Annotated in this window: 22 protein-coding genes; 18 read left to right on the top strand and 4 right to left on the bottom strand. The window is 69.8% G+C overall.

Features of this window, described 5'->3' with window-relative positions; all coding sequences use genetic code 11:
* Positions 1-103: 103 nt before the first annotated feature.
* Together AC3RXY_RS07820 and AC3RXY_RS07825 are read left to right on the top strand one after the other, a co-directional pair.
* Positions 104-877 carry an isocitrate lyase/PEP mutase family protein gene (locus AC3RXY_RS07820; protein WP_491510337.1) on the top strand — a complete coding sequence of 258 codons (774 nt, stop codon included), beginning with the start codon at positions 104-106 and terminating at the stop codon, positions 875-877.
* A gap of 76 nt (positions 878-953) precedes the next feature.
* A complete protein-coding gene (locus AC3RXY_RS07825) occupies positions 954-2,723 on the top strand; it encodes a proline--tRNA ligase (protein WP_491510338.1) in 1,770 nt (589 codons plus the stop codon).
* Between the two features lie 132 nt (positions 2,724-2,855).
* Here the strand turns inward: AC3RXY_RS07825 and nhaA are convergent, their stop codons facing one another.
* Positions 2,856-4,202 (bottom strand): Na+/H+ antiporter NhaA, encoded by a 1,347-nt coding sequence (nhaA, locus tag AC3RXY_RS07830; RefSeq protein WP_491510427.1) that lies wholly within the window; start codon positions 4,200-4,202, stop codon positions 2,856-2,858.
* A 95-nt stretch (positions 4,203-4,297) separates the two neighbouring features.
* On the opposite strand from nhaA, the gene AC3RXY_RS07835 reads away from it, so the two are divergent.
* The 5 genes from AC3RXY_RS07835 (at position 4,298) to rbfA (ending at position 10,113) form a co-directional block, all read left to right on the top strand.
* Positions 4,298-5,323, top strand: a complete 1,026-nt coding sequence (locus AC3RXY_RS07835; RefSeq protein WP_491510339.1) for an LOG family protein — start codon at positions 4,298-4,300, stop codon at positions 5,321-5,323.
* Between the two features lie 116 nt (positions 5,324-5,439).
* The gene (gene nusA / locus AC3RXY_RS07840; RefSeq protein ID WP_491510428.1) at positions 5,440-6,426 is read left to right on the top strand and encodes a transcription termination factor NusA; all 987 of its coding nucleotides are present in this window, start codon (positions 5,440-5,442) and stop codon (positions 6,424-6,426) included.
* 67 nt (positions 6,427-6,493) lie between these two features.
* Positions 6,494-6,766, top strand: coding sequence for a YlxR family protein (locus AC3RXY_RS07845; RefSeq protein WP_491510340.1), 273 nt, complete (start codon positions 6,494-6,496; stop codon positions 6,764-6,766).
* Between the two features lie 77 nt (positions 6,767-6,843).
* Positions 6,844-9,573 (top strand): translation initiation factor IF-2, encoded by a 2,730-nt coding sequence (gene infB / locus AC3RXY_RS07850; RefSeq protein WP_498224566.1) that lies wholly within the window; start codon positions 6,844-6,846, stop codon positions 9,571-9,573.
* A gap of 105 nt (positions 9,574-9,678) precedes the next feature.
* Positions 9,679-10,113 carry a 30S ribosome-binding factor RbfA gene (rbfA, locus tag AC3RXY_RS07855; RefSeq protein WP_491510342.1) on the top strand — a complete coding sequence of 145 codons (435 nt, stop codon included), beginning with the start codon at positions 9,679-9,681 and terminating at the stop codon, positions 10,111-10,113.
* A 90-nt stretch (positions 10,114-10,203) separates the two neighbouring features.
* Here rbfA and AC3RXY_RS07860 read toward each other — a convergent pair whose 3' ends face one another.
* Positions 10,204-11,124 carry an HhH-GPD family protein gene (locus AC3RXY_RS07860; RefSeq protein ID WP_491510343.1) on the bottom strand — a complete coding sequence of 307 codons (921 nt, stop codon included), beginning with the start codon at positions 11,122-11,124 and terminating at the stop codon, positions 10,204-10,206.
* A 181-nt stretch (positions 11,125-11,305) separates the two neighbouring features.
* Here AC3RXY_RS07860 and truB point away from each other — a divergent pair, with 181 nt between their 5' ends.
* Both truB and AC3RXY_RS07870 read left to right on the top strand, forming a co-directional pair.
* Positions 11,306-12,205: a tRNA pseudouridine(55) synthase TruB gene (truB, locus tag AC3RXY_RS07865; RefSeq protein WP_491510344.1), complete on the top strand. Its 900-nt coding sequence runs from the start codon at positions 11,306-11,308 to the stop codon at positions 12,203-12,205.
* Positions 12,202-12,570: a hypothetical protein gene (locus AC3RXY_RS07870; RefSeq protein ID WP_491510345.1), complete on the top strand. Its 369-nt coding sequence runs from the start codon at positions 12,202-12,204 to the stop codon at positions 12,568-12,570. Before truB ends, AC3RXY_RS07870 begins: the two co-directional genes overlap by 4 nt.
* Positions 12,571-12,660: 90 nt before the next feature.
* On the opposite strand, the gene AC3RXY_RS07875 is transcribed toward AC3RXY_RS07870, so the two are convergent.
* Complete coding sequence (locus AC3RXY_RS07875) at positions 12,661-13,455, bottom strand: thioesterase family protein (RefSeq protein WP_491510346.1); 795 nt, start codon at positions 13,453-13,455, stop codon at positions 12,661-12,663.
* 170 nt (positions 13,456-13,625) lie between these two features.
* On the opposite strand from AC3RXY_RS07875, the gene AC3RXY_RS07880 reads away from it, so the two are divergent.
* From AC3RXY_RS07880 to AC3RXY_RS07900, 5 genes are all read left to right on the top strand, one after another.
* Positions 13,626-14,012 carry a hypothetical protein gene (locus AC3RXY_RS07880; protein WP_491510429.1) on the top strand — a complete coding sequence of 129 codons (387 nt, stop codon included), beginning with the start codon at positions 13,626-13,628 and terminating at the stop codon, positions 14,010-14,012.
* The gene (locus tag AC3RXY_RS07885; protein WP_491510347.1) at positions 14,009-14,959 is read left to right on the top strand and encodes a bifunctional riboflavin kinase/FAD synthetase; all 951 of its coding nucleotides are present in this window, start codon (positions 14,009-14,011) and stop codon (positions 14,957-14,959) included. The genes AC3RXY_RS07880 and AC3RXY_RS07885 overlap by 4 nt, the downstream gene beginning before the upstream one ends.
* A 171-nt stretch (positions 14,960-15,130) precedes the next feature.
* Positions 15,131-17,266 (top strand): DEAD/DEAH box helicase, encoded by a 2,136-nt coding sequence (locus tag AC3RXY_RS07890; RefSeq protein ID WP_491510348.1) that lies wholly within the window; start codon positions 15,131-15,133, stop codon positions 17,264-17,266.
* A gap of 142 nt (positions 17,267-17,408) precedes the next feature.
* A complete protein-coding gene (locus AC3RXY_RS07895) occupies positions 17,409-18,437 on the top strand; it encodes a 6-phosphofructokinase (RefSeq protein ID WP_491510349.1) in 1,029 nt (342 codons plus the stop codon).
* A 178-nt stretch (positions 18,438-18,615) separates the two neighbouring features.
* A complete protein-coding gene (locus AC3RXY_RS07900) occupies positions 18,616-19,449 on the top strand; it encodes a DUF559 domain-containing protein (RefSeq protein ID WP_491510350.1) in 834 nt (277 codons plus the stop codon).
* A 127-nt stretch (positions 19,450-19,576) separates the two neighbouring features.
* On the opposite strand, the gene AC3RXY_RS07905 is transcribed toward AC3RXY_RS07900, so the two are convergent.
* Complete coding sequence (locus tag AC3RXY_RS07905; RefSeq protein WP_491510351.1) at positions 19,577-21,688, bottom strand: S9 family peptidase; 2,112 nt, start codon at positions 21,686-21,688, stop codon at positions 19,577-19,579.
* A gap of 201 nt (positions 21,689-21,889) precedes the next feature.
* Here AC3RXY_RS07905 and AC3RXY_RS07910 point away from each other — a divergent pair, with 201 nt between their 5' ends.
* The 4 genes from AC3RXY_RS07910 to AC3RXY_RS07925 all read left to right on the top strand — a co-directional run bounded on the left by AC3RXY_RS07910 (position 21,890) and on the right by AC3RXY_RS07925 (position 26,087).
* Positions 21,890-23,155 carry an inorganic phosphate transporter gene (locus AC3RXY_RS07910; protein WP_491510352.1) on the top strand — a complete coding sequence of 422 codons (1,266 nt, stop codon included), beginning with the start codon at positions 21,890-21,892 and terminating at the stop codon, positions 23,153-23,155.
* Positions 23,152-23,487, top strand: coding sequence for a peptidase (locus AC3RXY_RS07915; protein WP_491510353.1), 336 nt, complete (start codon positions 23,152-23,154; stop codon positions 23,485-23,487). Before AC3RXY_RS07910 ends, AC3RXY_RS07915 begins: the two co-directional genes overlap by 4 nt.
* 134 nt (positions 23,488-23,621) lie before the next feature.
* Positions 23,622-24,551: a phosphodiesterase gene (locus tag AC3RXY_RS07920; RefSeq protein WP_491510354.1), complete on the top strand. Its 930-nt coding sequence runs from the start codon at positions 23,622-23,624 to the stop codon at positions 24,549-24,551.
* A gap of 75 nt (positions 24,552-24,626) precedes the next feature.
* Positions 24,627-26,087: an aspartate ammonia-lyase gene (locus AC3RXY_RS07925; RefSeq protein ID WP_491510355.1), complete on the top strand. Its 1,461-nt coding sequence runs from the start codon at positions 24,627-24,629 to the stop codon at positions 26,085-26,087.
* The last annotated feature ends 13 nt before the right edge of the window (positions 26,088-26,100 follow it).

Below are 26,100 nucleotides of genomic sequence, written 5' to 3' on the forward strand. Positions count from 1 at the left end.
AGGCGGGCGTCGCCCCGCTGTCATCCGGCCCGCGCGCCTGCACATCCGCGTCGCCCCGCGCAACCCCCTCGCCCCTGTCCGCCGCCCCGATTAGCCTGGCCGCATGAGCATCCTCGAAGACAAGGCCAGAGCACTCGCAGACCGGTACGCCGCACCCGAAATCCTCCGGGTGGTCAACGTGTGGGACGTCATCAGCGCGACCGTCGTGGCAGACGTGCCGGAGACCACCGTGATCGCGACCGCCGGGCACGGCATCGCCGCGACCTACGGCTATCCCGACGGCGACATCCCCCGCGCGGTCATGCTCCACATGGTCGGCCGGATCGCCAGCGCCGTCGACCTCCCCGTCACCGCTGACCTCGACGACGGCTACGGCGATCCCGGCGAGACCACGCGCCTGGCCATTGCGGCCGGTGTGGTCGGCGCCAACGTCGAAGACCGTCTGCGTCCGCTCGCCGACGCCGTCGCCACCGTCGAGGCCATCGTGCGCGCCGGTGCGGACGAGGGCGTGCCCTTCGTGCTCAATGCGCGCACCGACGCGCTCATCCGTGCCGAGGGTCGCTCGTTCGACGATTCGCTGGCCGACGCCATCGAACGCGGCCGTGCCTTCCTCGATGCCGGGGCCGCATGCGTGTTCGTGCCCGGTGTGCTCGACGCCGCCGCGACCGAACGACTGGTCTCGGGGATCGGGTGGGGAAAGGTGAGCGTCATCGGTCTCCCTGGTGCGCTCTCGGCGGACGAGTACGAGCGCCTCGGCGTCGCCCGCATCTCCTACGGGCCGATGCCGCAGGCCGTCGCGCTCACCGCGCTGCAGGACCTCACCGCCGACCTCTACGCCGGCGGGGTGATCCCGGCGAGCACGCGTGCTCTGAACTGAGCGGGGCACACAGCGGGTCCCGGGGCAGGCATCCTCGCCGCCGGGATCCGCTGCGGCGACGCTCTAGACTTGGCGGGTGGTCACCCGTCTGTCGAACTTCTTCCTCCGCACGCTCCGTGAAGACCCCGCCGACGCCGAGGTCGCCGGCCATCGGCTGCTGGTCCGCGCCGGCTACATCCGGCGGCAGGCGCCGGGCGTCTTCGCCTGGCTGCCGCTCGGTCTCAAGGTCAGGACCCGGCTGGAGGCCATCATCCGTGAGGAGATGGCCGCCGCCGGCGCTCAGGAGGTGCACTTCCCGGCGCTCATGCCGCGGGAGCCGTATCAGGCGACCGGCCGCTGGGAGGAGTACGGCGATAACCTGTTCCGTCTGAAGGATCGCAAGGGTGCCGACTACCTCCTCGCGCCGACTCACGAGGAGGCCTTCACGCTCCTCGTCAAGGACCTGTATTCGTCATACAAGGACCTGCCGCTGACGATCTTCCAGATCCAGGACAAGTACCGCGACGAGGCCCGCCCCCGCGCCGGCCTCCTGCGCGGTCGCGAGTTCACCATGAAGGACGCCTACTCCTTCGACGCGTCGGACGCCGGGCTCGACGCCTCATACCTCGCGCAGCGCGACGCCTACGAGCGCATCTTCCAGCGCCTCGGTCTGGAGTACGTCATCGTCCAGGCAGATGCCGGTGCAATGGGCGGCTCGCGCAGCGAGGAGTTCCTCCACCCCACTCTCGTCGGCGAAGACACCTTCGTGCGCTCGGAGGGCGGGTACGCGGCCAACGTCGAAGCCTTCACTACGGCGGTCCCCGCACCGATCCCCTTCGGCGACGAGCCGGCCGCGACGATCTTCGACTCGCCGGACACGCCGACGATCGACACGCTCGTCGCGCACTGCAACGCGACCCTGCCGGCGACGGAACGGGGCGCGTACACCGCCGCCGACACCCTGAAGAACGTCGTGCTGGCCCTGGTCCACCTCGACGGCACCCGCGAGCTCGTGATCGTCGGCATCCCCGGCGACCGTGAGGTCGACGCCAAGCGCGCCGAGGTCGCCTTCGCGCCCGCCGAAGTGGAGGCGGCCACCGATGAGGACTTCGCGAAGCACCCCGGCCTGGTCAAGGGGTACATCGGGCCCTGGAGCCCCGACGGCGCTGTGCTCGGCGAGGAGTCGAGCACGGGCATCCGCTATCTCGTCGACCCGCGGGTGAGCGAGGGGACGCGCTGGATCACCGGGGCCAACATCGACCAGAAGCACGCGCACTCGGTCGTCGCCGGCCGTGACTTCATCGCCGACGGGGTGGTCGAGGTCGCGAACGTCCGTGAGGGAGACCCGGCGCCCGACGGTTCCGGCCCCGTCACGCTCGCCCGCGGCATGGAGATCGGCCATGTCTTCCAGCTCGGCCGGAAGTACGCCGAGGCGCTGGGACTGAAGGTCCTCGACGAGAACGGCAAGCTCGTCACGGTCACGATGGGCTCCTACGGGATCGGCGTGACCCGTATCCTCGCGATCATCGCCGAGCTGAACAACGACGACAAGGGCCTGATCTGGCCGGCCTCGGTGGCTCCCTTCGACGTGCACGTCGTCGCGACGGGCAAGGACCAGGTCGCCTACGACCTGGCGGAGCAGATCTCCGAGCAGCTCGAGGCGGCCGGCCGCGATGTGCTCTACGACGACCGTCCCAAGGTCTCCCCGGGGGTGAAGTTCGGTGACGCGGAGCTCGTCGGCGTCCCCCGCATCCTCATCGTCGGTCGCGGCGCTGCCGCGGGCGAGGTGGAGCTGTGGGATCGCCGGACCGGCGAACGGGAGACCCTGCCCGCGGCGGACGCCGTGTCGCGTCTGCTGGCCGGCTGACGCCCCAGAACAGGCAGCGAGCACCGGGGCAGGCTGGTTCCCCTGGAACCAGCCTGCCCCGGTGTCGTCTGCCTGTTCTGGTGCTGGATCACGGCGGCCCGACGCCGGGGGTCAGGGCTCAGGGCTCCAGGCTCAGGGCTCCGGGTAGACGTCTGGCACACCATCGCCGTCGGCGTCGACCGCGTCGTCCTCCGCGAGGCGCCGGTACCGGCGGTTGCGCGCTGTGAGGACGACGGACGCGAGCGCCGCCGCGAGCACCGATGCGGTGAAGATCGCGATCTTGGCATGGTCGTGGTGCGCGTCGGCGGCGTCGAAACTGAGCTCGGTGACCAGCAGGGACACCGTGAAGCCGATGCCGGCGAGCAGCCCGACCCCGATGAGGTCGATCCATGTCAGAGCAGGATCGAGGGTGATCCGCCGGATGCGCGTGATCAGCCACGTCGAGCCGACGATGCCGATCGGTTTGCCGACGACGAGCGCCACCAGGATCGCGATCGCGACCGGGTCGGTGATGGCCGAGGCGAAGCCGTCGATGCCGCCGATCGCCACGCCCGCGGAGAAGAACGCGAACAGGGGCACGGCGACCCCCGCCGAGAGCGGGCGGAAGCGGTGCTCGAAGACCTCCGCGAGCCCGGGCTTGGTGTCGTCGACGTCGTCGCGGCGGCGATGCCGCACCGGGATGGTGAATGCCAGGAGGACGCCGGCGATCGTCGCGTGGATGCCAGAGGCGTGGAAGAACGCCCAGGCGACCACGCCGAGGGGGAGCAGGATCAACCATGCCGCGGCAGGTGTCACGCGGAAGAACTGGCGGTATCGCTGGGCGATCGCACCGTACACCAGGATCACGCCGACGCCGATCAGGAGCGGCACGACGGCGATCTCGTCGGTGTAGAAGATCGCGATGATCGTGATCGCGATGAGGTCGTCGACCACGGCGAGGGTGAGCAGGAAGATCCGCAGCGGGCTGGGCAGGTGCGAGCCGATGATCGCGAGGACGGCCACGGCGAAGGCGATGTCCGTGGCGGTCGGGATTGCCCAGCCGTGCAGGATCGCGGGTTCTCCGCCCGCGACGAGCGCGAGGTACAGCAGGGCAGGCACTGCCACGCCGCCTGCGGCGGCGACCACGGGCACGATCGCGGTGCTGAGGCGACGCAGGTCCCCGGCGACGAACTCGCGCTTGAGCTCCAGGCCGACGAGGAAGAAGAAGATCGCGAGCAGACCGTCGGCCGCCCAGGTGCCGAGCGTGAGGTCGAGGTGCCAGGGCTCATACCCGACCCGGATGTCGCGCAGCGCGAAATAGCCCTCGGCCCAGGGGGAGTTGGCCCAGACGATGGCGATCACCGCCAGGGCGACCAGGAGGGCTCCGCCCACGGTCTCCTTGCGGAGCACATCGAGGATGCGACTGGCCTCACGATAGCTCCCGCGGCGCGGGAAACGGGCGGGCTCAGAGACGGGGGGAAGAGGCGTCGACGAGGTCATCATGCTCCGGAAGGGTCGGTGAACAGATGTCGACCAGACTTCCCGACGCGCCGCGAACAGCCTACATGTGCTCCGGGGCATGCGAGTCTGGAGGCATGACTGATCTGTCGACACTCGAGCCCGATATCGCCGATGAGATCCGCACGATGATCGCGGACGCCGGCATCACCGCCAACACGGACCTCGTCGGGAGCATCCTGGCGAGCGGCATCGGCATGGGGCAGGACGCCAACTCCCGACTTGATCTGAAGATCGTCTCCGCGGCGCTCACCGAGATGCGCGAGGCTTTCCAGCTGTTCGCCCCCTATGCCGGCATCCCCAAGGCCACCGTGTTCGGTTCGGCGCGCACGCTCACCGACGACCCGCTGTACCAGCAGGCGCGTCGGGTCGCCGAGGCGCTCGCCGAGCGGGGCTGGATGGTCGTCACCGGTGCGGGGCCCGGCATCATGCAGGCGGCGACGGAAGGCGCCGGCGCCGAGCGGGCGCTGGGCGTGTCGATCCGGCTCCCGTTCGAGGAGGAACCCCAGCACGGGCTGGACATGGAGAGCAGACTCGTGCGGATGAAGTACTTCTTCACCCGCAAGCTCATGCTCGTGAAGGAGTCGAGCGGGTTCGTGTGTCTCCCCGGGGGCTTCGGCACGATGGACGAGATGTTCGAGCTGCTCACCCTGCAGCAGACCGGCAAGGCGGAGCCGGTGCCGATCGTGCTGCTCGACGAGCACGGCGGCCGGTTCTGGGCGGGGCTGGAACGGTTCGTCCAGGAGCAGATGACGCCGGCCGGGGTCATCTCCGATGGCGACTTCGACCGGGTGCTGGTGACAGACTCCGTCCACCGTGCCGTCGAGGAGATCACCGGTTTCTGGCACAACTACGTCTCGCTGCGCTGGGTCGGGGACCGCCTCGTGATCCGGTTGCGCACCGCCCCGACGGATGCCCAGCTCGCCGAGCTGAACGCCCGGTTCGGCGACATGTGCGCGACGGGATCGATCGAGCGCACCGGTCCGATCGGTCCCGAGAAGCACGATCACGACACGCGCGACCTGCCGCGCATCGTGCTGACCCCGCAGCACCGTGCGGTCGGCGAGCTGCACCGGCTGATCCGCGCGCTCAACGAGCTGTGAGCTCCGCGCCCCGCGCCCGGGGGAGGCGCGGGGTCGAGGGGCGCCGTCGGTTCCGGTACCCTGGAAGGATGCCCGCGGGGGATATCCCGCGGCGAGAGCTGAACACGGAGGCCGCGATGGACATTGACCTCGGGTTGTTGCGCATGATCGAGCGCGAGAAGGAGATCCCTCTCGACGAACTGGTCGGCATCATCGAACAGGCGGTCCACACCGCCTACGTCAAGCACGTCTCCGCCGAGGGCCCAGCCGCCGATGGGTCGCGGGCCTCGCTCGACCGCAAGACGGGCCATGTCGCCGTGCTCGTCCCGATGCTGGACGACGAGGGTGCGGTCATCGGCGAGGAGGAGGTCACCCCGGAGGACTTCGGCCGGGTCGCCGCCTTCGCCGCCAAGCAGGTGATCAGCCAGCGGCTGCGCGACATCGCCGACGACGCGGTGCTCGGCGAGTTCCGCGGCAAGGAGGGCGACATCGTCGCCGGTGTGATCCAGCAGGGCCCGAACCCGCGGATGATCCACGTCGACCTCGGCTCTGTCGAGGCGATTCTGCCGCCGGAGGAGCAGGTGCCCGGCGAGGACTACTCCCACGGCACCCGGGTGCGGGTGTACGTCACCGCCGTCGCCCGTGGCAACAAGGGCCCGCAGATCACCGTGTCTCGCACGCACCCCGGGCTCGTGCGCAAGCTCTTCGCCCTCGAGGTGCCGGAGATCGCCAACGGCCTGGTCGAGATCGTCTCGCTCGCGCGGGAGGCGGGCCACCGCACGAAGATCGCCGTCACGGCCAACGACGCCTCGATCAACGCCAAGGGCGCCTGCATCGGTGAGATGGGCCGACGCGTGCGAGCGGTGACCGAGGAGCTGGCGGGGGAGAAGATCGACATCGTCGACTACAACCCGGATCTGGCGACCTTCGTCGGAAATGCGCTGTCGCCTGCCAAGGTGACGTCGAGCTTCGTGCTGGACGCCAACACGAAGGCTGTGCGCGCGCTCGTTCCCGACTACCAGCTGTCCCTCGCGATCGGCAAGGAAGGGCAGAACGCGCGTCTGGCCGCCAAGCTCACCGGGGCGAAGATCGACATCCAGCCGGACAGCGTCCTCGACGACTGACGAGCTCGGCGGAGCGGCCGTGCCGCTCCGGAGCGGCACGGCAGGCGCCGGCCAGGAGAGGTGTAGGATGGGACCCGTACGAACGTGCGTCGGTTGCCGCACGCGTGCGTCCCGCTCCGACCTCCTCCGGGTGGTCGCGGTCGGCTCAGAGCTCGTCTTCGATGAGCGAGGGGCGATGCCGGGACGCGGCGCGTGGGTGCATCCCTCGCCCGAGTGCGTCGACGCCGCCCTTCGGCGTCGGGCCTTCGCACGTGCACTCCGCGTGTCGGCACCGCTGAACACGCAGACCATCGAGAAACGGCTGAACGGCTATGGAAACAAAGTGAACGGCTCGAAATGAGACCCGTCCGCAACTGATGGTCTGTCCTGTCCGGGCAGACCGACCCAGACAGGAGAATTGTGGCTGCCAAACCACGCGTGCATGAAATCGCCGCCGAACTCGGCGTCGACAGCAAATTCGCCCTCGCGAAGCTCAAGGAGCTCGGCGAATTCGTGAAGTCCCCGTCGTCCACGATCGAACCCCCCGTGGCGCGCAAGCTGCGTGCGGCGATCGAGTCCGACCCCGCGGCCAAGCCCGCGGACGCCAAGCCCGCAGAGCCGCGTGCCGAGGGTGTGAAGCCTGCCCCGGCTCGGCCGTCGGCGTCCAACGCCCCCAAGCCCGGCCCGCGGCCGGCCCCCAAGCCCGCCGCCCCCGCTCCGGCTCCCGAGCCGGAGAAGGCGCCAGAGCCGCAGGCCGCAGAGCCGGCCCCGGCCCCGCAGGCCGAGACGCCGCGTCCTGGCGCGCAGGGCGGCGGACCCCGTCCTGCCCCGAAGCCGGGTGCGCCGCGACCCGGCAACAACCCGTTCTCGTCGCAGCAGGGCATGGGCCAGCGCCCCGCCGGCCCGCGACCTGGCAACAACCCGTTCTCGTCGCAGCAGGGCATGGGCCAGCGCCCGACCCCCGGCAACATCCCGCGCCCGCAGGCTCCCCGCCCCGGGTCGCCGCGCATCGGTGCTCCTCGTCCGGGTCCGGGCGGTCGTCCCGGCCGTCCCGGTCAGGGCGGCGGCCGTCCTGGCGCTCCGTTCCAGCAGCGTCCCGGCGGTCCCGGTCGTCCCGGCGGTGCCGGAGCGGGTGCCGGCGCCGGTGCCGGTCGTCCCGGTGGCGGTTTCGCCGGTCGTCCCGGTGGCGGCGGTGGCCGTGGCCGTGGTCCCGGTGGTGGCACCGCCGGCGCATTCGGCAAGGGCGGCGGCAAGAGCAAGCAGCGCAAGTCGAGGCGCGCCAAGCGGCAAGAATTCGAGATGCGGTCGGCGCCGATCGTCGGCGGCGTCAACGTCCAGAAGGGCAGCGGCGAGACCATTCGCCTGCGCCGCGGCGCGTCGATCGCCGACTTCGCCGACAAGCTCGAAGCGCTCAATGGCTACACCGTCCAGCCCGGCACGCTCGTGACCATCCTGTTCAACCTGGGCGAGATGGCCACCGCGACGGAGTCGCTCGACGAGGCCACCTTCGAGATCCTCGGTGAGGAGCTCGGCTACAAGATCCAGATGGTCTCGCCCGAGGACGAGGACAAGGAGCTCCTGGAGAGCTTCGGCCTGAACCTTGAGCAGGAGCTCGAGGAAGAAGACGACGACGACCTGGAGATCCGTCCCCCGGTGGTCACCGTCATGGGCCACGTCGACCACGGTAAGACACGACTGCTCGACGCGATCCGTCAGACCAACGTCATCGAGGGCGAGGCCGGCGGCATCACCCAGCACATCGGTGCCTACCAGGTGTGGACGGAGCACGACGGCATCGAGCGCGCGCTCACCTTCATCGACACCCCTGGTCACGAGGCGTTCACCGCCATGCGTGCCCGTGGTGCGCAGGTGACCGACATCGCGATCCTCGTGGTCGCCGCCGACGACGGCATCATGCCGCAGACGGTGGAGGCGCTCAACCACGCGCAGGCGGCCGGCGTGCCGATCGTCGTGGCGGTCAACAAGGTCGACAAGCCGGAGGCCAACCCGGCCAAGGTGCGTCAGCAGCTGACCGAGTACGGTCTGGTGGCGGAGGAGTACGGCGGCGACGTGATGTTCGTCGACGTCTCGGCCCGTCAGGGCACCGGCATCCAGGACCTCCTGGACGCGGTGCTGCTGACCGCCGATGCCGGTCTCGACCTCACCGCCAACCCGAACAAGGCCGCGCGCGGTATCGCGATCGAGGCCAAGCTCGACAAGGGCCGCGGATCGGTTGCCACCGTCCTCATCCAGTCCGGAACACTGCGCGTCGGTGACGCGATCGTCGCCGGCACGGCGTACGGCCGTGTGCGTGCGATGGTCGACGAGAACGGCGACGCCGTCGACGAGGCCGCGCCGTCGCGTCCGGTGCAGGTGCAGGGTCTGAACTCGGTGCCCCGCGCCGGCGACGTCTTCATCGTCACAGAGGAAGACCGCATGGCCCGCCAGATCGCTGAGAAGCGTGAGGCCGTCGAGCGCAACGCCCTGCTGGCCAAGGCCCGCAAGCGCATCTCGCTCGAGGACTTCACCCGTGCTCTCGAAGAGGGCAAGGTCGAGACGCTCAACCTCATCATCAAGGGCGACGTGTCCGGTGCCGTCGAGGCGCTGGAGGAGTCGCTGCTCAAGATCGAGGTCGACGACTCGGTGCAGCTGCGCATCATCCACCGGGGTGTCGGTGCCATCACCGAGTCGGACGTGAACCTCGCGACGATCGACAACGCGATCATCGTGGGCTTCAACGTCCGCCCCGACACCAAGGCACGTGAGGCCGCTGCCCGCGAGGGCGTGGACGTCCGGTTCTACTCGGTCATCTACTCGGCGATCGACGAGATCGAGAACTCGCTCAAGGGCATGCTCAAGCCCGAGTTCGAAGAGGTCCAGTCGGGCGTGGCGGAGATCCGCGAGGTGTTCCGCTCGTCGAAGTTCGGCAACATCGCCGGTGTGATCGTCCGCTCCGGCACGATCACCCGCAATGCGAAGGCGCGTGTCATCCGCGATGGCGTCGTGATCGCCGATGGCCTGGCGATCGAGTCGCTGCGTCGCTTCAAGGACGACGTCACCGAGGTCCGTACGGACTTCGAGTGCGGTATCGGTCTGGGCAAGTACAACGACATCCAGATCGGCGACGAGATCGAGACCACCGAGATGGTCGAGAAGCCGCGGGCCTGAGCGCCCGGTCGTACAGAGCGTGAGGCGAGACGTGGTGAGATGATCACCACGTCTCGTCTCGCTCTCCGGCCGTGAGGCCGGGGACTCAACGGATAGGAGCAGGACATGGCTGGGGAACGACAGGCACGACTCGCCGACCGGATCAAGGTGATTCTCGCCGAGCGCCTCGACAAGGGGCTGCGCGACCCGCGGCTGGGCTATGTGACGATCACGGATGTGCGTGTCACCGGCGATCTGCAGCACGCGTCGGTGTTCTACACCGTGCTCGGAACCGATGAGGAGCGCGCCGGCAGCGCCGCCGCTCTCGCCTCGGCCACCGGGATGCTGCGCACCGAGGTGGGACGCCAGCTCAACACGCGGCTGGTGCCGACGCTGGAATTCATCCCGGACGCGCTGCCGGAGAACGCCGACCACATCGCGGAGCTCCTCCGCGAGGCGGCGGAGCGCGATGCCGAGGTCGCGCGCCAGGCGCAGTCGGCCAAGCCCGCCGGCGACGCCGACCCCTACGTGAAGGCGCGCGAGGCCTCCGAGGAGGACTGACCACTCCCGCGATGGCGCCTGCTCCCTGTGGCGGCGACGGTTCTTGCTGTCGCCGCCACAGGAGCAGGCGCCATCATCGTCGGTGCGGGGCTACCGGGGGAGGCGCAGCGCTCCGGCGGAGGCCTCGGCCAGGCCGTCGGCGATGAGCGAATCGATCGCTCGGTGGCGCTGGGCGGGGTCCGGCCACTCGGCGATCACGCGGTCGAGCAGCAGGGTGTGATCCGGGGCGTCGCGCAGCGCCTTGAGCGCCGCGCCCCGCGCCTGGCGGTCCGATCCCTCATACCTCGCCTGGCGCGGTCTGGCGTCACCGGTGTCGGGGTAGCCGGCGGCACGCCATGCGCACGCGGATGCCACGGGGCACGCCGGGCAGCGCGGCGACCGTGCGGTGCACACGATGGCGCCGAGCTCCATCATCGCGGCGTTCACCACGGCAGACTCCGCGGCGTCCGCCGGCAGGAGCGCGGCCATGTCGGCGAGATCGCGCTTCGAGGCCGCGGCCGGCTGGGAACGGCCGTGCACCGCCCGGGCGATCACCCGGCGGGTGTTGGTGTCGACGACCGGGTGCCGGTCGCCGTAGGAGAACACCGCAACGGCGCGCGCGGTGTAGTCGCCGATGCCGGGGAGGGCCAGCAGCGCCGCGACATCGCGCGGCGTCGTGCCGTCGTGCCGGTCGCGGATCGCGATCGCCGCTCCGTGCAGCCACAGCGCCCGGCGCGGGTAGCCGAGGTTGGCCCACTGGTGCACGACGTCACCCGGGGTGGCTGAGGCCAGGGCAGTCGGCGTTGGCCAGCGTCCGAGCCACGCCTCCAGATGGGGGATGACGCGGGTCACCGGTGTCTGCTGGAGCATGAACTCGCTCACGAGCACGCCCCACGCGCCGTAGTGCGCGTGGAAGGCGGGGCGTCGCCAGGGCAGGTCGCGCGCCTCGCGCAGGTACCACGCGGCCAGCGTCGCGACGGGGAGCCGTGGCGGGTGCTCCCGCGCGCTGGTCGGGGCGGTGGACGGCGGCATCCGGCCAGCCTAATCACAGAACCTCCGGTCACCGCGCCGACCCCGACTCAGGCAGATTCTGCGCCCCGGGCCCGTATCCGGCCTCTTTCCGCCGCCGGGCAGGATTCTGCCTGAGTCGGGGATTGACCGGCTCGCGCACCGTCCGTTTCCGACGCGTCGCGGCGATCCCTAAGCTGGACTCATGGCTCATCCCGGCATCCTTCTCGTCGACAAACCGGGCGGGATGACCAGCCACGACGTGGTCGCCCGCACGCGCCGCGCCTTCGGCACGCGCAAGGTCGGCCACGCCGGCACGCTCGACCCGATGGCCACCGGTCTTCTCGTGATCGGCATCGAGGGCGCGACGCGGCTGCTCACCTTCATCGTGGGCGCAGACAAGACCTATCACGCCACCATCCGGCTCGGGCAGAGCACGACGACAGACGACGCCGAGGGAGAGGTGGTCTCGACCGCCGATCCGGCGGGACTCAGCCGTGCGAGCATCGATGCGGGCATCGCCGCCCTCACCGGGCGCATCGCGCAAGTGCCCAGCGCGGTCTCCGCGATCAAGGTCGACGGCCGCCGTGCCTATGATCGCGTCCGGGCGGGTGAGGATGTCGTGCTCGCCGCGCGCGAGGTGGAGGTGAGCCGGTTCGACGTCGTCGACCTGCGGGCCGGGCAAGGCCTCATCGACATCGACGTGATCGTCGACTGCTCATCGGGCACCTATATCCGCGCGCTCGCCCGAGACCTGGGTGCTGCCCTCGGGGTCGGGGGGCACCTGACGGCACTGCGTCGCACCCGTGTCGGCTCCTTCGACGTGGCAGACGCCGCCGACCTCGACGACCTGGCGGCGGCGGCGCTGTTGACTCCCGCCCAGGCGGCAGTGCGCGTGCTGCCGCGGGTGGACGTGGGGGCGGACCAGGCGCGCGATCTGCGCCACGGCAAGGTGGTCGCGGGCGACCTCGTCGCTTCGCCGGCTGCCGCGATCGACCGCGATGGCGTCTTGATCGGTGTGGTCCAGACGCACCGCGGCGGCTACAAGAGCACGATGAACATGCCGGAGCCGCCCACGGCGGCGGGCAAGGAGGACGCCAGATGATCATGTGGTTCACGTGGGCCCAGATCGGAGTGGCCGGTCTCACGGCCCTGGTGTGCCTGGTGCTGGGTTTCGCTGGACGGCGGCCGAGCGACGTCACCGTGCTCCCGCTCGTCCTGATCGAGCTGCTGCTGATCGCGCAGATCGTCGTGGCGATCGTGGCGCCCCTCGCGGGCAATCCGCCGACCGGGAGCCTGCTGGAGTTCTGGACCTACCTCGTCTCCGCCGCGCTTCTGCCGGTGGGCGGCGTGGTGTGGGCGTTGCTGGAACGCAGCCGCTGGAGCACGGTGATCCTCGGGGTGGTCGCCGCGGCCGTGGCCGTCATGGTCTGGCGCATGCACGTGATCTGGAACATCCAGATCGCCTAGCAAGAGCGGTGTTCCGCGCCGCGGGCAGGCGGTCTGGTCGAGCACCGCGCCGGAACCCGCGGCGCTCGGCGACCGTCCGTACGGGGGTCCTCAGCGCGCGCGGAGCGTGAGCGTCTGCGTGGATGTTCCGATCGGGCCGTCGACGTCGTGCAGCACGGTCTCGGTCTGCCCGACGCCGTTCGCGCCGAAGGAGACGCGGATGTCCATGCCCACCCACTCGCCGACCGGCGCCCGGAGCAGGCTCGCGGCGAGGTCGACGTTGGGATAGCTGATCACACGCGGATCGGCACGGATCGTGAGGCCGTTGGCCACGTCCACGAGGCCGAGCAGCCGCGCGACCGGCGGCGTGCTCTCCCCGGCGATGATCGGGTACGGCGTGCGGACCCAGGTGACGGCATGGCCCGGTTCGATCTCGCGACGGCGGATGTCGACGCTCTGCACGAAGCGCCCCAGCCACACCGCACCGGCATCCCACGGCTCGAGGTCTTCGACCGGCGGGATCGGCTCGAGCGCGGAGCCCACGAAAGCGGAGGTATCCGGTGCCTGCAGCAGCCACGCCCGCAGGAGCAGCACGGTGCGTCCCTCCGCGGAGACGGTGGCCTCCACGAGCTCGATCGTGCGCCCGGGGCGGATGACCTCCACGTGCGTCTCCACCGGGCCGATCGGGAAGGCCCCCAGGATGTCGTAGCTCGCGCGGGCCAGCACCAGGCCGTCGTCACGACGCCGATCGCGGTCCTCCTCCACCAGCTGCGCGAGCAGGCCGAGCACGGGCGCGATGTGCTGCTCCGCCGGGTTCCATCCGCCTCCGACGAGCGGCGTCGCGACGAATCGCGAGGCCGAGACGCGGCGGAAGTAGCTCTCGGGATGCTGGGTGTCCTGTGTCACGGCGCTCCTGTGTTCTCGGCGTCGCCGCGGGGCTGCGTCCACGGCATCTGGGCGATGGGTCTCTTCGATCATGGCACTCGATGACGCCGATCACGGCCATGCGGTCTCCGGGGAGCGTCGCCCGTCCTAGGATGGACAGCGCTATGAATGCACCCGCTCCCCATGCCCGGATGTCCGGGATCGGCCGTGTCCTCGTGATCGTTTACGCCGTGATGGCGCTGGCGGCGACCGGTCGTTCTTTCGTTCAGATCGCGCAGCGCTTCGACGAGGCGCCGCTGGCGTACACGCTCTCCGCGGTGTCTGCGGTGGTCTACATCGTCGCGACGCTCGCGCTCGTGCTCGCCGGGCGACGGGGGTGGTACACGATCGCCTGGGTGGCGATCGTGTTCGAGCTCGCCGGCGTGCTGCTGGTGGGAACGCTGAGCCTGACGCATCCCGATCTGTTCCAGCATCCGACGGTCTGGTCGCTGTACGGCAACGGGTATCTGTTCATCCCCCTCGTCCTCCCGATGTTCGGCATCTGGTGGCTCCTGACCCACAGACCGGAACGCTCATGATCGTCTTCACAGACCCCTCAGAGATCCCCGCAGACTTCGGGCGGAGCATCGTCGCGATCGGCAAGTTCGACGGCGTGCACGCGGGGCACAGGGCGATCATCGAGCGGGCGATGGAGGATGCCGCCGCTGCCGACTGCCAGAGCGTGGTGGTGACCTTCAACCGCAATCCGCTGAGCGTGCTGAACCCGGAACGCTCCCCGGAGAGCATCCTGGGCACAGAGCGCAAGCTCGAGAAGCTGGCGCAGTTCGGCCTGGATGCCGCGCTCATGCTCACCTTCGACGAGAAGCTCGCTGCCGTATCGGCAGAGGACTTCGTCACGAAGATCCTCGTTGACGCGCTGAAGGTGTCGACGATCCTGGTCGGCAATGACTTCCGCTTCGGCCGCGGCGGCGCAGGGACCCCGGAGCTGCTGCGCGAGCTGGGGGAGGTCTACGACTTCACAGTCGAGGTGGTCGATGAGGTCCTCGTCCCGGGCACCACGCAGCGGGTGTCTTCGACCTGGGTGCGTCAGCTGCTCGCCGACGGCGACGTCGAGGCCGCTGCGCGTGCCCTCGGGCGGCCGGTCGATGTGCGGGGCGAGGTCGTGCACGGGTTCAAGCGGGGGCGTGAGCTGGGCTTCCCGACCGCGAACCTGCCGGACGTGATGGATGACTTCATCCCCGCAGACGGCATCTATGCCGGTTGGCTCAACGACCACGACACCGACACGCGGTACCCTGCCGCGATCTCGGTGGGCACCAACCCCACGTTCGACGACGTCCCGGTGCGCCGTGTCGAGGCCTACGTCATCGACGGTGTCGGGCTCGACCTGTACGGCCACCAGGTGACCGTGGAGTTCGTGCATCGGCTGCGCGGCATGATCGCCTTCGACGGCATCGAGGCGCTCATCGAGCGGATGACCTCCGATGTCGAGCGGGCTCGGGAGCTGCTCTCCGAGCAAAGCTGACGCACGACGAATCGGGATGTAGACTGGTCCGAGGATCCGTTGGGGACGCGAAGTGCTGCGCCGTCCGGAATCCGCTCCGCATCGTCTTGGCCACGGCCGCGTGCGGACCAGGTACGACTCGATCGGCGGACTGCGTCGATCCGGCATCCAGGCTCAGGAGGAGCACGCCGCATGGCGACTACCGCCCCCGCACGACAGAAGAAGAGCGCAGTGCGCGACGACGCGCCCGTCATCCCGATCCTCGCCCGCAAGGTGCGCGAGGTCGAGGCGAAGGCGCAGCGCGGCAAGCTCGGCCCCACCAACCGCGTGAAGTTCCAGGTGATCGCGTTCCTGGTGCGCGAGGAACGTGCCCGCGTCAAGGCCGACACGGAGCTCACCGAGAATGCCCGGGCGGAGCTGCTCAAGCGTCTCGACGGCGTGGCGACGATCCTCGCCAAGACGGCGGCACGCGACACCTCTCTCATCCAGCTGCTCGAGGTCGACCAGGCGACCAGCCCGGTGGCCAAGCGCATGCGGCGGGACTGGCTGCTGGAGGCCGGCGCCGAGCTCGCGCCGGAAGAGCTCGTCATCGCCGATGCGGCGCCGGCACCGCAGGCTCCGGTCGTGCCCGCGGCGCTCGCGGAGCGCCAGGTGGTCCCTCCGGGAATCGAGGCCCGTCGCCTGGCCAACCCGTTCCTCACCCCCGATCTCACGCCCCGAAAGGGCGAGACGCCGCGCCGGCGACTCGACAGCTGGGAGCTCATGGGCCCGCTCTACAAGGCCTTCGAGACCGGCGGCGGCGGGATGGCCACCATGGAGCTGCCGCCCGCACCGGAGCAGGACCACCTCTCGCCCCGAGGTCGTGAGGTGATGGTGCACCAGGCGCGGCTGCTCGAGGCGGCACGTGCCGGCCACCGCAGCTTCCTTCTCGCGGACGAGCCGGGCTTGGGCAAGACCGCGCAATCGGTGCTGGCCGCCTCCGTGGCAGACGCCTACCCGCTTCTGGTCGTCGTGCCCAACGTGGTGAAGATGAACTGGGCCCGCGAGGTCGAGCTGTGGACGCCGCAGCGCCGCGCCACCGTGATCCAGGGCGACGGAGACGAGATGGACGCCTTCGCGGACGTCTTCATCGTGAACTACGAGATCCTCGACCGCCACCTGTCGTGGCTGGGGTCGATCGGCCTGCGCGGCATGGTCGTCGACGAGGCGCACTTCATCAAGAACCTCACGTCGCAGCGCTCGCAGAATGTCCTCGCCCTCGCGTCGCGTGTGCGTGAGCAGACTCCGGGCGGAAACCCTCTTCTGATGGCGCTGACCGGCACGCCGCTCATCAACGACGTCGAGGACTTCGACGCGATCTGGCGCTTCCTCGGTTGGACCACCGGCACCAAGCCCGCCGCCGAGCTGATGGACCGGCTCGAGGCCACCGGCTTCACCCCGGCAGACAAGGCCTTCTACGGTGAGGCCCGCGATGCCGTCATCTCGATGGGGATCGTGCGCCGGAAGAAGGTCGACGTCGCTGCCGACCTTCCCGACAAGCTCATCGCCGATCTGCCGGTGCAGCTGGACGACGAGGTGGGGCGCGGCATCCAGCAGGCGGAGCGCGAGCTCGGCCAGCGCATGGCCGCGAAGTACCGCCGCATCGTGGAGGCCCGCGGAGCCGCGCACGGCACGTCTCTCGACGGTATCGACGAGGACATCGTGCGCCTGGTGGCGCACAACGAGCTCGAGGAGTCGAAGGCGGCCGGCGCCGGCGGGGACAACGTCTTCACCATGGTGCGGCGGATCGGCCAGGCCAAGGCCCTCCTCGCCGCGGACTACGCCGTGCAGCTGCAGCGGTCGGTGGGCAAGGTCGTGTTCTTCGCCAAGCACATCGATGTCATGGACCAGGCGGAGGCGCACTTCTCCGCCGCCGGGATCAAGGCGGTCTCGGTGCGCGGAGACCAGACCTCCACAGCCCGTCAGCAGGCGATCGACGCGTTCAACGACGACCCGGAGGTGGGGATCGCGGTGTGCTCGCTGACCGCTGCCGGTGTCGGGGTCAACATGCAGGCGGCCTCGAACGTCGTCCTCGCCGAGCTGTCGTGGACGGCGGCGGAGCAGACCCAGGCGATCGACCGGGTGCACCGTATCGGCCAGGACGAGCCGGTCACCGCCTGGCGGATCATCGCCGCGCACACGATCGACACGCGGATCGCGGAGCTCATCGACCAGAAGCAGGGGCTCGCGGCCCGTGCCCTCGACGGCGAGGAGATCGACGAGGTGGCCGCAGAGCCGGTGCAGCTGGCCGCGCTGATGCATCTGCTGCGCGAGGCGCTCGGCTCCTGAGACCGTCGGGGCCGCTCCCGGCGGGGTGGACATCTGTGCAGAACGGTCACGCTGGTTCTGCTGCCGCGGGCGTGGTGGATCCTTTAGTGTCGCTGTGGCGGTACCCCGCCGGCACCCGGATCCTCGGAGCGAAGGGCGAACGATGAAGATCGGCATTCTCACGAGCGGTGGCGACTGCCCCGGACTCAACGCGGTGATCCGCGCGATCGTTCTCAAGGGCACCACGGTGCACGACATGGAGTTCGTCGGCATCCGCGACGGCTGGCGCGGCGCCGTCGAGGGGCTGTTCATGCCCCTCACCCGTCATGAGGTGAAGGGTCTGGCCAAGACCGGCGGTACGATCCTCGGCACCAGCCGGACCAACCCCTACGAGGGGGAGAACGGCGGCCCGGAGAACATCGCCCGCACGCTCGAAGCGCACGGCATCGACGGCATCGTCGCGATCGGCGGGGAGGGGACGCTCGCCGCTGCCGACCGCCTGTCGCGCGACGGCATCCGGGTGATCGGCGTGCCGAAGACGATCGACAACGACCTCAGGGCCACCGACTACTCCTTCGGGTTCGACACCGCGGTGAACATCGCCACCGAGGCGATGGACCGCCTGCGCACGACCGGCGACTCGCACCAGCGCTGCATGGTCGCCGAGGTCATGGGGCGCCATGTCGGCTGGATCGCGCTGCACGCCGGCATGGCCGTGGGAGCGCACGCGATCTGCATCCCCGAGGTTCCGCTGGGGATCGACGACATCTGCGAGCTGGTCAACAGCGCTCGCGACCGCGGGCGGGCGCCGCTGGTGGTCGTCTCGGAGGGGTTCACCCTCACCGGCATGGACTCCGCCTATAGCGACAAGGGCCTCGACGCGTTCAACCGTCCGCGTCTGGGCGGTATCGGCGAGGTGCTCGCACCGCAGATCGAGGCGCTCACCGGGATGGAGACCCGTGCCACCGTGCTGGGCCACATCCAGCGTGGCGGCTCTCCGTCGGCGTTCGACCGCGTGCTCGCGACCCGGCTGGGCCTGCGTGCCGCCGATGCTCTGGCGGATCAGGACTGGGGTCGGATGGTCGCACTCCGCGGCACCGACATCGTGCGGGTGCCCTTCGCCGAGGCGCTCGGCGAGCTCAACACCGTGCCGCTGGAGCGCTACGAAGAGGCCGCTGCCCTCTTCGGCTGATCCACCAGCGCGAGAACAGGCAGACAGCACCAGAACAGGCAGTCGCTGCGGATTATTGCCTGTTCTGGTGCTCTCTGCCTGTTCTCGCGCTTATCCCACAGGTCCGGTGCCGGTGACGTCCTGCACAGATCCGGCCGATGGGTGGTGCCGCGTGCCCCTGTGAGCCGACTCTGGGGGAATGACACCGGAGGAGTGGGCAGCCGCGCACGGCGGGATCGTGCGCACATCGGCGCTGCGGGCGGCCGGGTTCGGCCGCGCCGCCGTGGATGCTGCGGTGCGCGGGGCCCGGCTCACGCGTATCCGCCGGTCGTGGCTCGCGACGCCGCACTGCGATGAGCGGCGGATCGCTGCGGCGTCCGTCGGCGGGCGCGTCACCTGCGTGAGCGCTGCGGCGCTGCTGGGGCTCTGGGCTCCGGCTGACCACGACGGGGTGCACGTCGTGGTCGAGCACGGCTCCTCTCGGCATCCTCCCGCCGCGGCGCGCCTGCACTGGGCGCGCGGCCCGGCGCCGGTGGCCCGGTTCGAGATCATCGATCCGGTCATCAACGTGCTGTTCCAGGTGGCGCGCTGTCAGCCCCACGGCGAGGCGCTCGCGGTGTGGGAGTCAGCGGTGCGCACCGGACTGGTGATGCCGGGCTCCCTGCCCGCCATCCGCTGGCGGAGCACCCGCGCGCGGGCGCTCGCCGTGGCAGCGGGCGCCGATGCGGACGCGGGCACAGAGACGCGCTTCGTCGGGCTCATGGCGATGATCGGCGTCGCGGTGCGCCAGCAGGTCTGGATCGATGGGCATCCGGTCGACGCGCTCATCGGCGAACGTCTGGTGGTTCAGCTCGACGGCTTCGCCCACCACAGTCGGGCAGCCGACCGGCGTCGAGACATCCGCGCGGACGCGCGCCTTGCCCTCCTGGGGTTCACCGTGCTGCGCTTCGACTATCAGCAGCTGTTCCACAACCCGGAGCACGTCTGGGAAACCGTGCGCACCGCGATGGCGCAGGGCCGGCACCTCGGGTGATCCCGCACCGGAAGGCCCCCGCAGGCCCCCGCACGAAAACAGGCAGGGAGCACCGGAACAGGTCACACCTCAGGGAAGTGGCCTGTTCCGGTGCTCCCTGCCTGTTTTCGTGCAGGCGCCCGCGGCCTCAGGCCTCGGCGAGCCCCAGCACGTCCAGCATCCAGGCCAGCTCATAGGCGCGCTCATGCCACGAGGAGTACCGGCCGCTCACGCCACCGTGACCGGCGACCATCTCGCACTTCAGCACCGCGTCGTCGGCTCCCGCGTCGCGCAGCCGGGCGATCCACTTCGCCGGCTCGACATAGAGCACCCGGGTGTCGTTGAACGAGGTCATCGCCAGGATCCGCGGGTACGCGACCCCGTCCTGGACGTTCTCGTACGGCGTGTACGACTTCATATACGCGTACACCTCCGGGTCGTGCAGCGGGTCGCCCCACTCGTCCCACTCGATCACGGTGAGAGGGAGCGTCGGGTCGAGCATCGAGGTGAGCGCGTCGACGAACGGCACAGAGGCGAGGACCCCCGCGAACAGCTCGGGGGCGAGGTTGGCGACGGCGCCCATCAGGAGACCGCCCGCGCTGCCGCCCTCGGCGACGAGCTGCGACGGCTCCGTCACCCCGGTGTCGACGAGGTGGCGTGCGCAGGCCACGAAGTCGGTGAACGTGTTGCGCTTGCTGGCGAGCTTGCCGTTCTCGTACCAGCCGCGGCCGAGCTCGCCGCCGCCGCGCACGTGCGCAACGGCGAACACCACGCCGCGATCGAGCATCGACAGCCTGGCGACCGAGAACCCGGGATCGATCGAATGCTCGTAGGCGCCGTAACCGTAGAGATGCACGGGGCGCACAGCATCGCCCGGTGCACCGTGCGCAGTGCTCCAGACGAGCGAGATCGGCACGCGCGTGCCGTCGTCTGCCACGGCCCAGGTGCGCGCCTGACCGTATCCCGCCGGGTCGTAGCCGCCCAGCACCGGCTGCTGCTTGCGCAGCAGGAGCTCACGGCTGGCGAGATCGAGGTCGTAGACCGTGCCGGGGGTCACGAACGACGAATAGCCCAGGCGCAGCACCGGGGGAGCCCACTCCGGGTTGCCGCCGAAGCCGACCGCGTAGAGCGGCTCGTCGAACGGGAGCTCCTCGATCTCGCCGGTGGCGTAGTCGAGCAGCCCGGCGCGGGTGAGGCCGTCGCGGCGGTACTCGATCCCGGCGAAGTCGCGGAAGCAGTCGATGTCGCCCAGCCGGCGCCCTGGCACATGCGGCACGAGCACCCGTCGGGGGCCCTGCGGATCGGACGCCGGCACGGCGATGAGCTCGAAGTCCTCCGCGCCGTCGTTGTGCAGGATCAGGAGAGTGTCCACGCCGTCGATCACCGCGTGGTCGACGGAGTACTCCACGCCGTCGCGCCGGGGCCACACCACACGCGGCTCCCCGGTGGGATCGTCGGCGTCCAGCAGCAGCTCCTCCGAGGTGATGTGCGAACCAGCCGCGATCACCAGGTACTTCCGGCTGCGGGTGAGGCCGGCGCCGAGCCAGAATCGTTCGTCCGGTTCGTGGAAGATCATCTCGTCGGCTGAGGTATCCGTGCCGATGCGGTGCAGCCACAGCTTGTCGGGCCGCCAGGCGTCGTCCACCGTGGTGTAGACGATCGCGGTGCCATCGGGGGTGAAGAACGCCCCGCCGCCGGTGTCGGCGATCTCGTCGGGGAGCATCTCGCCGGTGGCCAGGTCCTTCACACGCACGGTGTAGCGTTCGTCGCCTTCGAGATCGACCGACCACAGCAACCGGGTGCCGTCCGCGGAGACGTCGTAGGCGCCGAGGGAGAAGAACGCGTGGCCATCGGCCTCGGCGTTGCCGTCCAGCAGCACCTCCTCACCGGGGAGGGCGCCGTCGGGCCGGGGAGGGGTCCAGTCGTCGGCGTCCTGGATCGGTGCCCGGCACTGCAAGCCGTACTGGGCGCCCTCGATCGTGCGGGAGTAGTACCACCAGGAGCCACGCCGGGTCGGCACCGACAGATCGGTCTCCTGCACCCGTCCCTTGATCTCCTGGAAGATCGTCTCGCGCAGATCGGCGAGGGGCGCGGTCACCGCGTCCGCATACGTGTTCTCCGCCTCCAGATGCGCCACGACAGCGGGCGCATCCTTATCGCGCAACCACTCATACGGATCGTCGAAGATATCACCGTGGTGGGAACGGGTCTGCGGGCGACGCTCGGGGCACGGTGCGACGGGAGGGGTTTCGGCATGCATCCCTCCACGCTATCCGAGCGGCTGCCGACGACCATGCGTGCCGGCGCTGCGGATCCCCGGGGCGAGTTGCCGGAGGGGGCGGGACGGTGCGATCATCTCTTGGGGCCGGTTAACGGAAGCAAAACCCACGGTGAACTCTTCGTTCGTCACGTCGATCACGTCGGCACAATTCATGTCTTCCCCCCTACACGAAAGCGACCGGTGGAAACCGCAGCCCTCATCATCGTGCTGGTCATCGCTCTGGCACTGTTCTTCGACTTCACGAACGGCTTTCACGACACCGCGAACGCGATGGCCACGCCCATCGCGACGGGTGCGCTGAAGCCCAAGACCGCTGTGCTCCTTGCGGCGATCCTGAATCTCGTCGGTGCCTTCCTGTCCACCGAGGTCGCCAAGACGATCTCGGGCGGCATCGTCCGCGAGGACCAGATCAGCGTAGACATCTTCCCGTCGATCATCTTCGCCGGACTCATCGGCGCGATCACCTGGAACATGCTCACGTGGCTGCTTGGCCTGCCGTCGAGCTCGTCGCACGCCCTGTTCGGCGGCCTGATCGGCGCGACCCTGGTGGGCGTGGGCATGTCCGGCATCGACTTCGGCGTCGTGCTGTCGAAGGTCGTGCTGCCCGCGCTGATCGCGCCGCTGACCGCCGGGATCATCGCGTTCCTGGCGACGAAGGCGGCCTATACGATCACCCGTCGTTATGACGGCAAGCCGGACGGTCGTGGCGGCTTCCGCTGGGGGCAGATCTTCACGTCGTCGCTCGTCGCCCTCGCGCACGGCACCAATGACGCGCAGAAGACGATGGGTGTCATCACCCTTGCGCTGATCACCGTCGGCTGGCAGTCCTCCGCCCACCATGAGCCGCAGCTGTGGGTCGTCATCTCGTGCGCTGTCACGATCGCGCTGGGCACCTACCTCGGCGGATGGCGCATCATCCGCACGCTCGGCCGCGGCCTCACCGACGTCAAGCCGGCGCAGGGCTTCTCGGCGGAGACCTCCACGGCGGCCACCATCCTCGCCTCGAGCGCGCTCGGGTTCGCCCTCTCCACCACGCAGGTGGCCTCCGGCTCGGTGATCGGCTCCGGTCTCGGCCGGCGCGGGTCCGTGGTGCGCTGGCGCACCGTGGGGCGGATCGGCGTCGGGTGGCTGCTCACCCTTCCGGCCGCCGGGGCGGTGGGGGCGCTCGCCGCGCTGCTGGTGGTGCTGTGGGGCGGCTGGGGTGTCGCGATCGACGCGGTCTTCGCGCTCGTGGTGATCGTGGGACTGTTCCTGTACTCGCGCCGTAACGCGGTCACCGCGCACAATGCGATGAGCGATGTCGCCGAGTCCGGCCACGCCGTGGACGTGCCGGAGACGCCGCCGCGGCCGACGATGCGCGAGCGCCGTATGCTGCGCGCACAGAAGGCCGCCCGGCGTGCCGCGAAGGCGGAGGCCGCCCGGAACGAGTCGGAGGAGGTGCGATGAACGTCGTTATCGACTGGATCGCTTTCGTCCAGGTCTTCGTCGTGGCCCTCGTGGGCGCGGTCGTGGTCGTGTCGTTCTACGCCTTCGGGCTCCGTCTGCTCGTGCGGGCCGGGCGTGCGCCGGTGGCGCTGCCGGCGGCGTTCACCGACGCGATCACCGTCATCACGCCCAAGGAGGCCAAGCGCGCACGCAAGGCGGCTGAGAAGGCCGCCAGGCGCAGTCCGCTCAGCGCGACCCAGAAGACCATCGCGCTGATGGGTGCGTACGCGAGCTTCGGCGTGTGCATCGCGGCGATCCTGTGCGGCATCGTGCTGCTGGTCGTGGGTCACTGACACCCGCGCTCCAGAACAGGCGAGCAGCACCAGAACAGGCCGTTCTGGTGCGCAAGGGCCTGTTCTGGTGTCGCCTGCCTGTTCTGGGGTGCCCGCGGCGCGCGGATGTCGGCGCTTCCTCCTAGGCTGGCACCATGCCCGGTTCCACCCCGCGCCGTGTCGTCCCCTCCTTCGGCCGCTTCGCGCCGCCGACGCACACCATCGTGCACCTCAGCGACACGCACCTGCTCGCCGGGGGAGCGCGCCTGGGCGGCAGGTTCGCCGTCGAGGCCGGGGTCGAGCGCACCCTGGCGGCGATCGAGGCGCTCGAGGCGCCGATCGATGCGCTCGTGATCACCGGCGATCTGGCCGATCTCGGGGAGCCGGACGCCTACCGGCGCCTGCGGGCGGCGATCGAGCCGGTGGCAGAGCGCATCGGAGTGCCGGTGGTGTGGGTGGCCGGCAACCACGATGAACGGCCCGCGATGCGTGAGCACCTGCTCGACACGCCCCCGACCGAGGATCCCGTGATCGGTGCGACCGATCTGCGGGGACTGCGCCTGATCCACCTCGACACCTCGGTGCCCGGCTGGCACCACGGCGATCTCGATCGGCGGCAGCTCGACTGGCTCGCCGAGCAGCTGCGCGAGCCGGCACCGCACGGCACGATCCTGGCGATGCACCACCCGCCGCTGCCGAGCCACGTGCCGTTCTTCGACATCCTCGAACTGCGCAACCAGGATGCCCTCGCCGACATCGTGCGGGGGAGCGATGTGCGCGCCATCCTCGCCGGTCATCTGCACTACTCGATGCACGGCAGCTTCGCCGGGGTCCCGGTGAGCGTGGCCTCAGCGACCTGCTACACGATGGCGCTCGACCGCCCGGCCGACAGCGTGAACGGCATGGACGCCGCGCAGTCCTTCCAGCTCGTGCACGTACGGCCGGAGACGATCACCCACACCGTCGTGCCGGTGGGGGAGGCAGATGTGCTGGAGCACTTCACGCCGGAATGGACAGCCCGGATGGCGGCGCTGACTCCCCAGGAGCGTCTCGAGGCGTTCTCCCGCAAGCCGACCTCCGCCTGAGGGCTTGCGGGCATAGGCTCGAGGTACCCCCAATTCCGAAGTACCATCCGTTTCGCTTGCCACGAGGAAGTGTTCATGGCCGTCATCGCACGCACACGTACCGAGACCGACTCCCTGGGGTCGATGGAGATCCCGGAGGACGCCTATTGGGGCATCCATACCGCCAGAGCGGAGGCGAACTTCCCGATCGCCAAACGACCGATCTCGGTCTACCCCGATCTCGTCCGCGGCCTCGCGATGGTCAAGCAGGCCAGCGCCCGCGCCAACAAGGAGATCGGCGTGCTCGACGCCGAGCACGCCGACCTGATCGACCGGGCCGCCCAGCGCGTGATCGACGGGGAATTCCACGATCAGTTCACCGTCGGGGTGATCCAGGGCGGTGCCGGAACCTCGACCAACATGAACGCGAACGAGGTCATCACCAACATCGCCCTCGAGATCGCCGGCCGGGAGAAGGGCGACTACGCGTTCCTCTCGCCGATCGACCACACCAACCGCAGCCAGTCGACCAACGACGTCTATCCGAGCGCGATCAAGGTGGGCCTCTCGCTCACGCTGCGTTCGCTGCTGGAGGAGCTCGACCTGCTGCGGGGGGCGTTCCTGGCCAAGGCCGAGGAGTTCCACGACGTCCTCAAGGTCGGTCGTACGCAGATGCAGGACGCCGTGCCGATGACCCTCGGGCAGGAGTTCCACGGATTCGCCACCACCCTCGGCGAAGACCTCAGCCGCCTGCGGGAGAACGCCTCGCTGCTGTATGAGATCAACATGGGAGCGACGGCGATCGGCACGGGCATCACGACCCACCCCGCCTACGCGGCCGCTGTCCTGCGCCACCTGCGTGAGATCTCCGGTCTCGACCTCTCCACGGCGACCGACCTGGTGGAGGCGACCAGTGACACGGGCGCGTTCATGTCGTTCTCCGCGTCGCTCAAGCGCAACGCCATCAAGCTGTCCAAGATCTGCAACGATCTCCGGCTGCTCTCTTCGGGCCCCCAGGCCGGACTCGGCGAGATCAACCTCCCCGCCAAGCAGGCTGGTTCCTCGATCATGCCCGGCAAGGTCAACCCCGTCATCCCCGAGGCCGTCAACCAGGTGGCCTTCGCCGTCGCCGGCGCAGACATGACGGTCACGATGGCGGTCGAGGGCGGTCAGCTCCAGCTCAACGCGTTCGAGCCGGTCATCGCGCACTCGATCTTCCAGTCCATCACCTGGATGCGTCAGGCGATGTGGACGCTGCGGGTGAACTGCGTCGAGGGCATCACCGCCAACCGTGAGCGCCTCGAGCTGATGGTGGCGTCGTCGGTCGGTGCGATCACCGCGCTGACACCCTTCATCGGCTATGCCGCGGCGGCGTCGATCGCGAAGACCGCGCTCGAGACCAACCGGAATGTGGCTGACCTCGTCGTCGAGGCCGGCCTGATGAGCCGTGAGGACGTCGTCAAGCAGCTCTCGCCGGCCCGCCTGTCCGGGCTCGAGGTCGTGACAGCCGCGATCCCGGTGGTCACGGAGCTGCCGGGGAACACGCCAGCCCGCTAAGAGGACCGTGCCC

This window comes from Microbacterium longlingense (genome assembly GCF_058349825.2).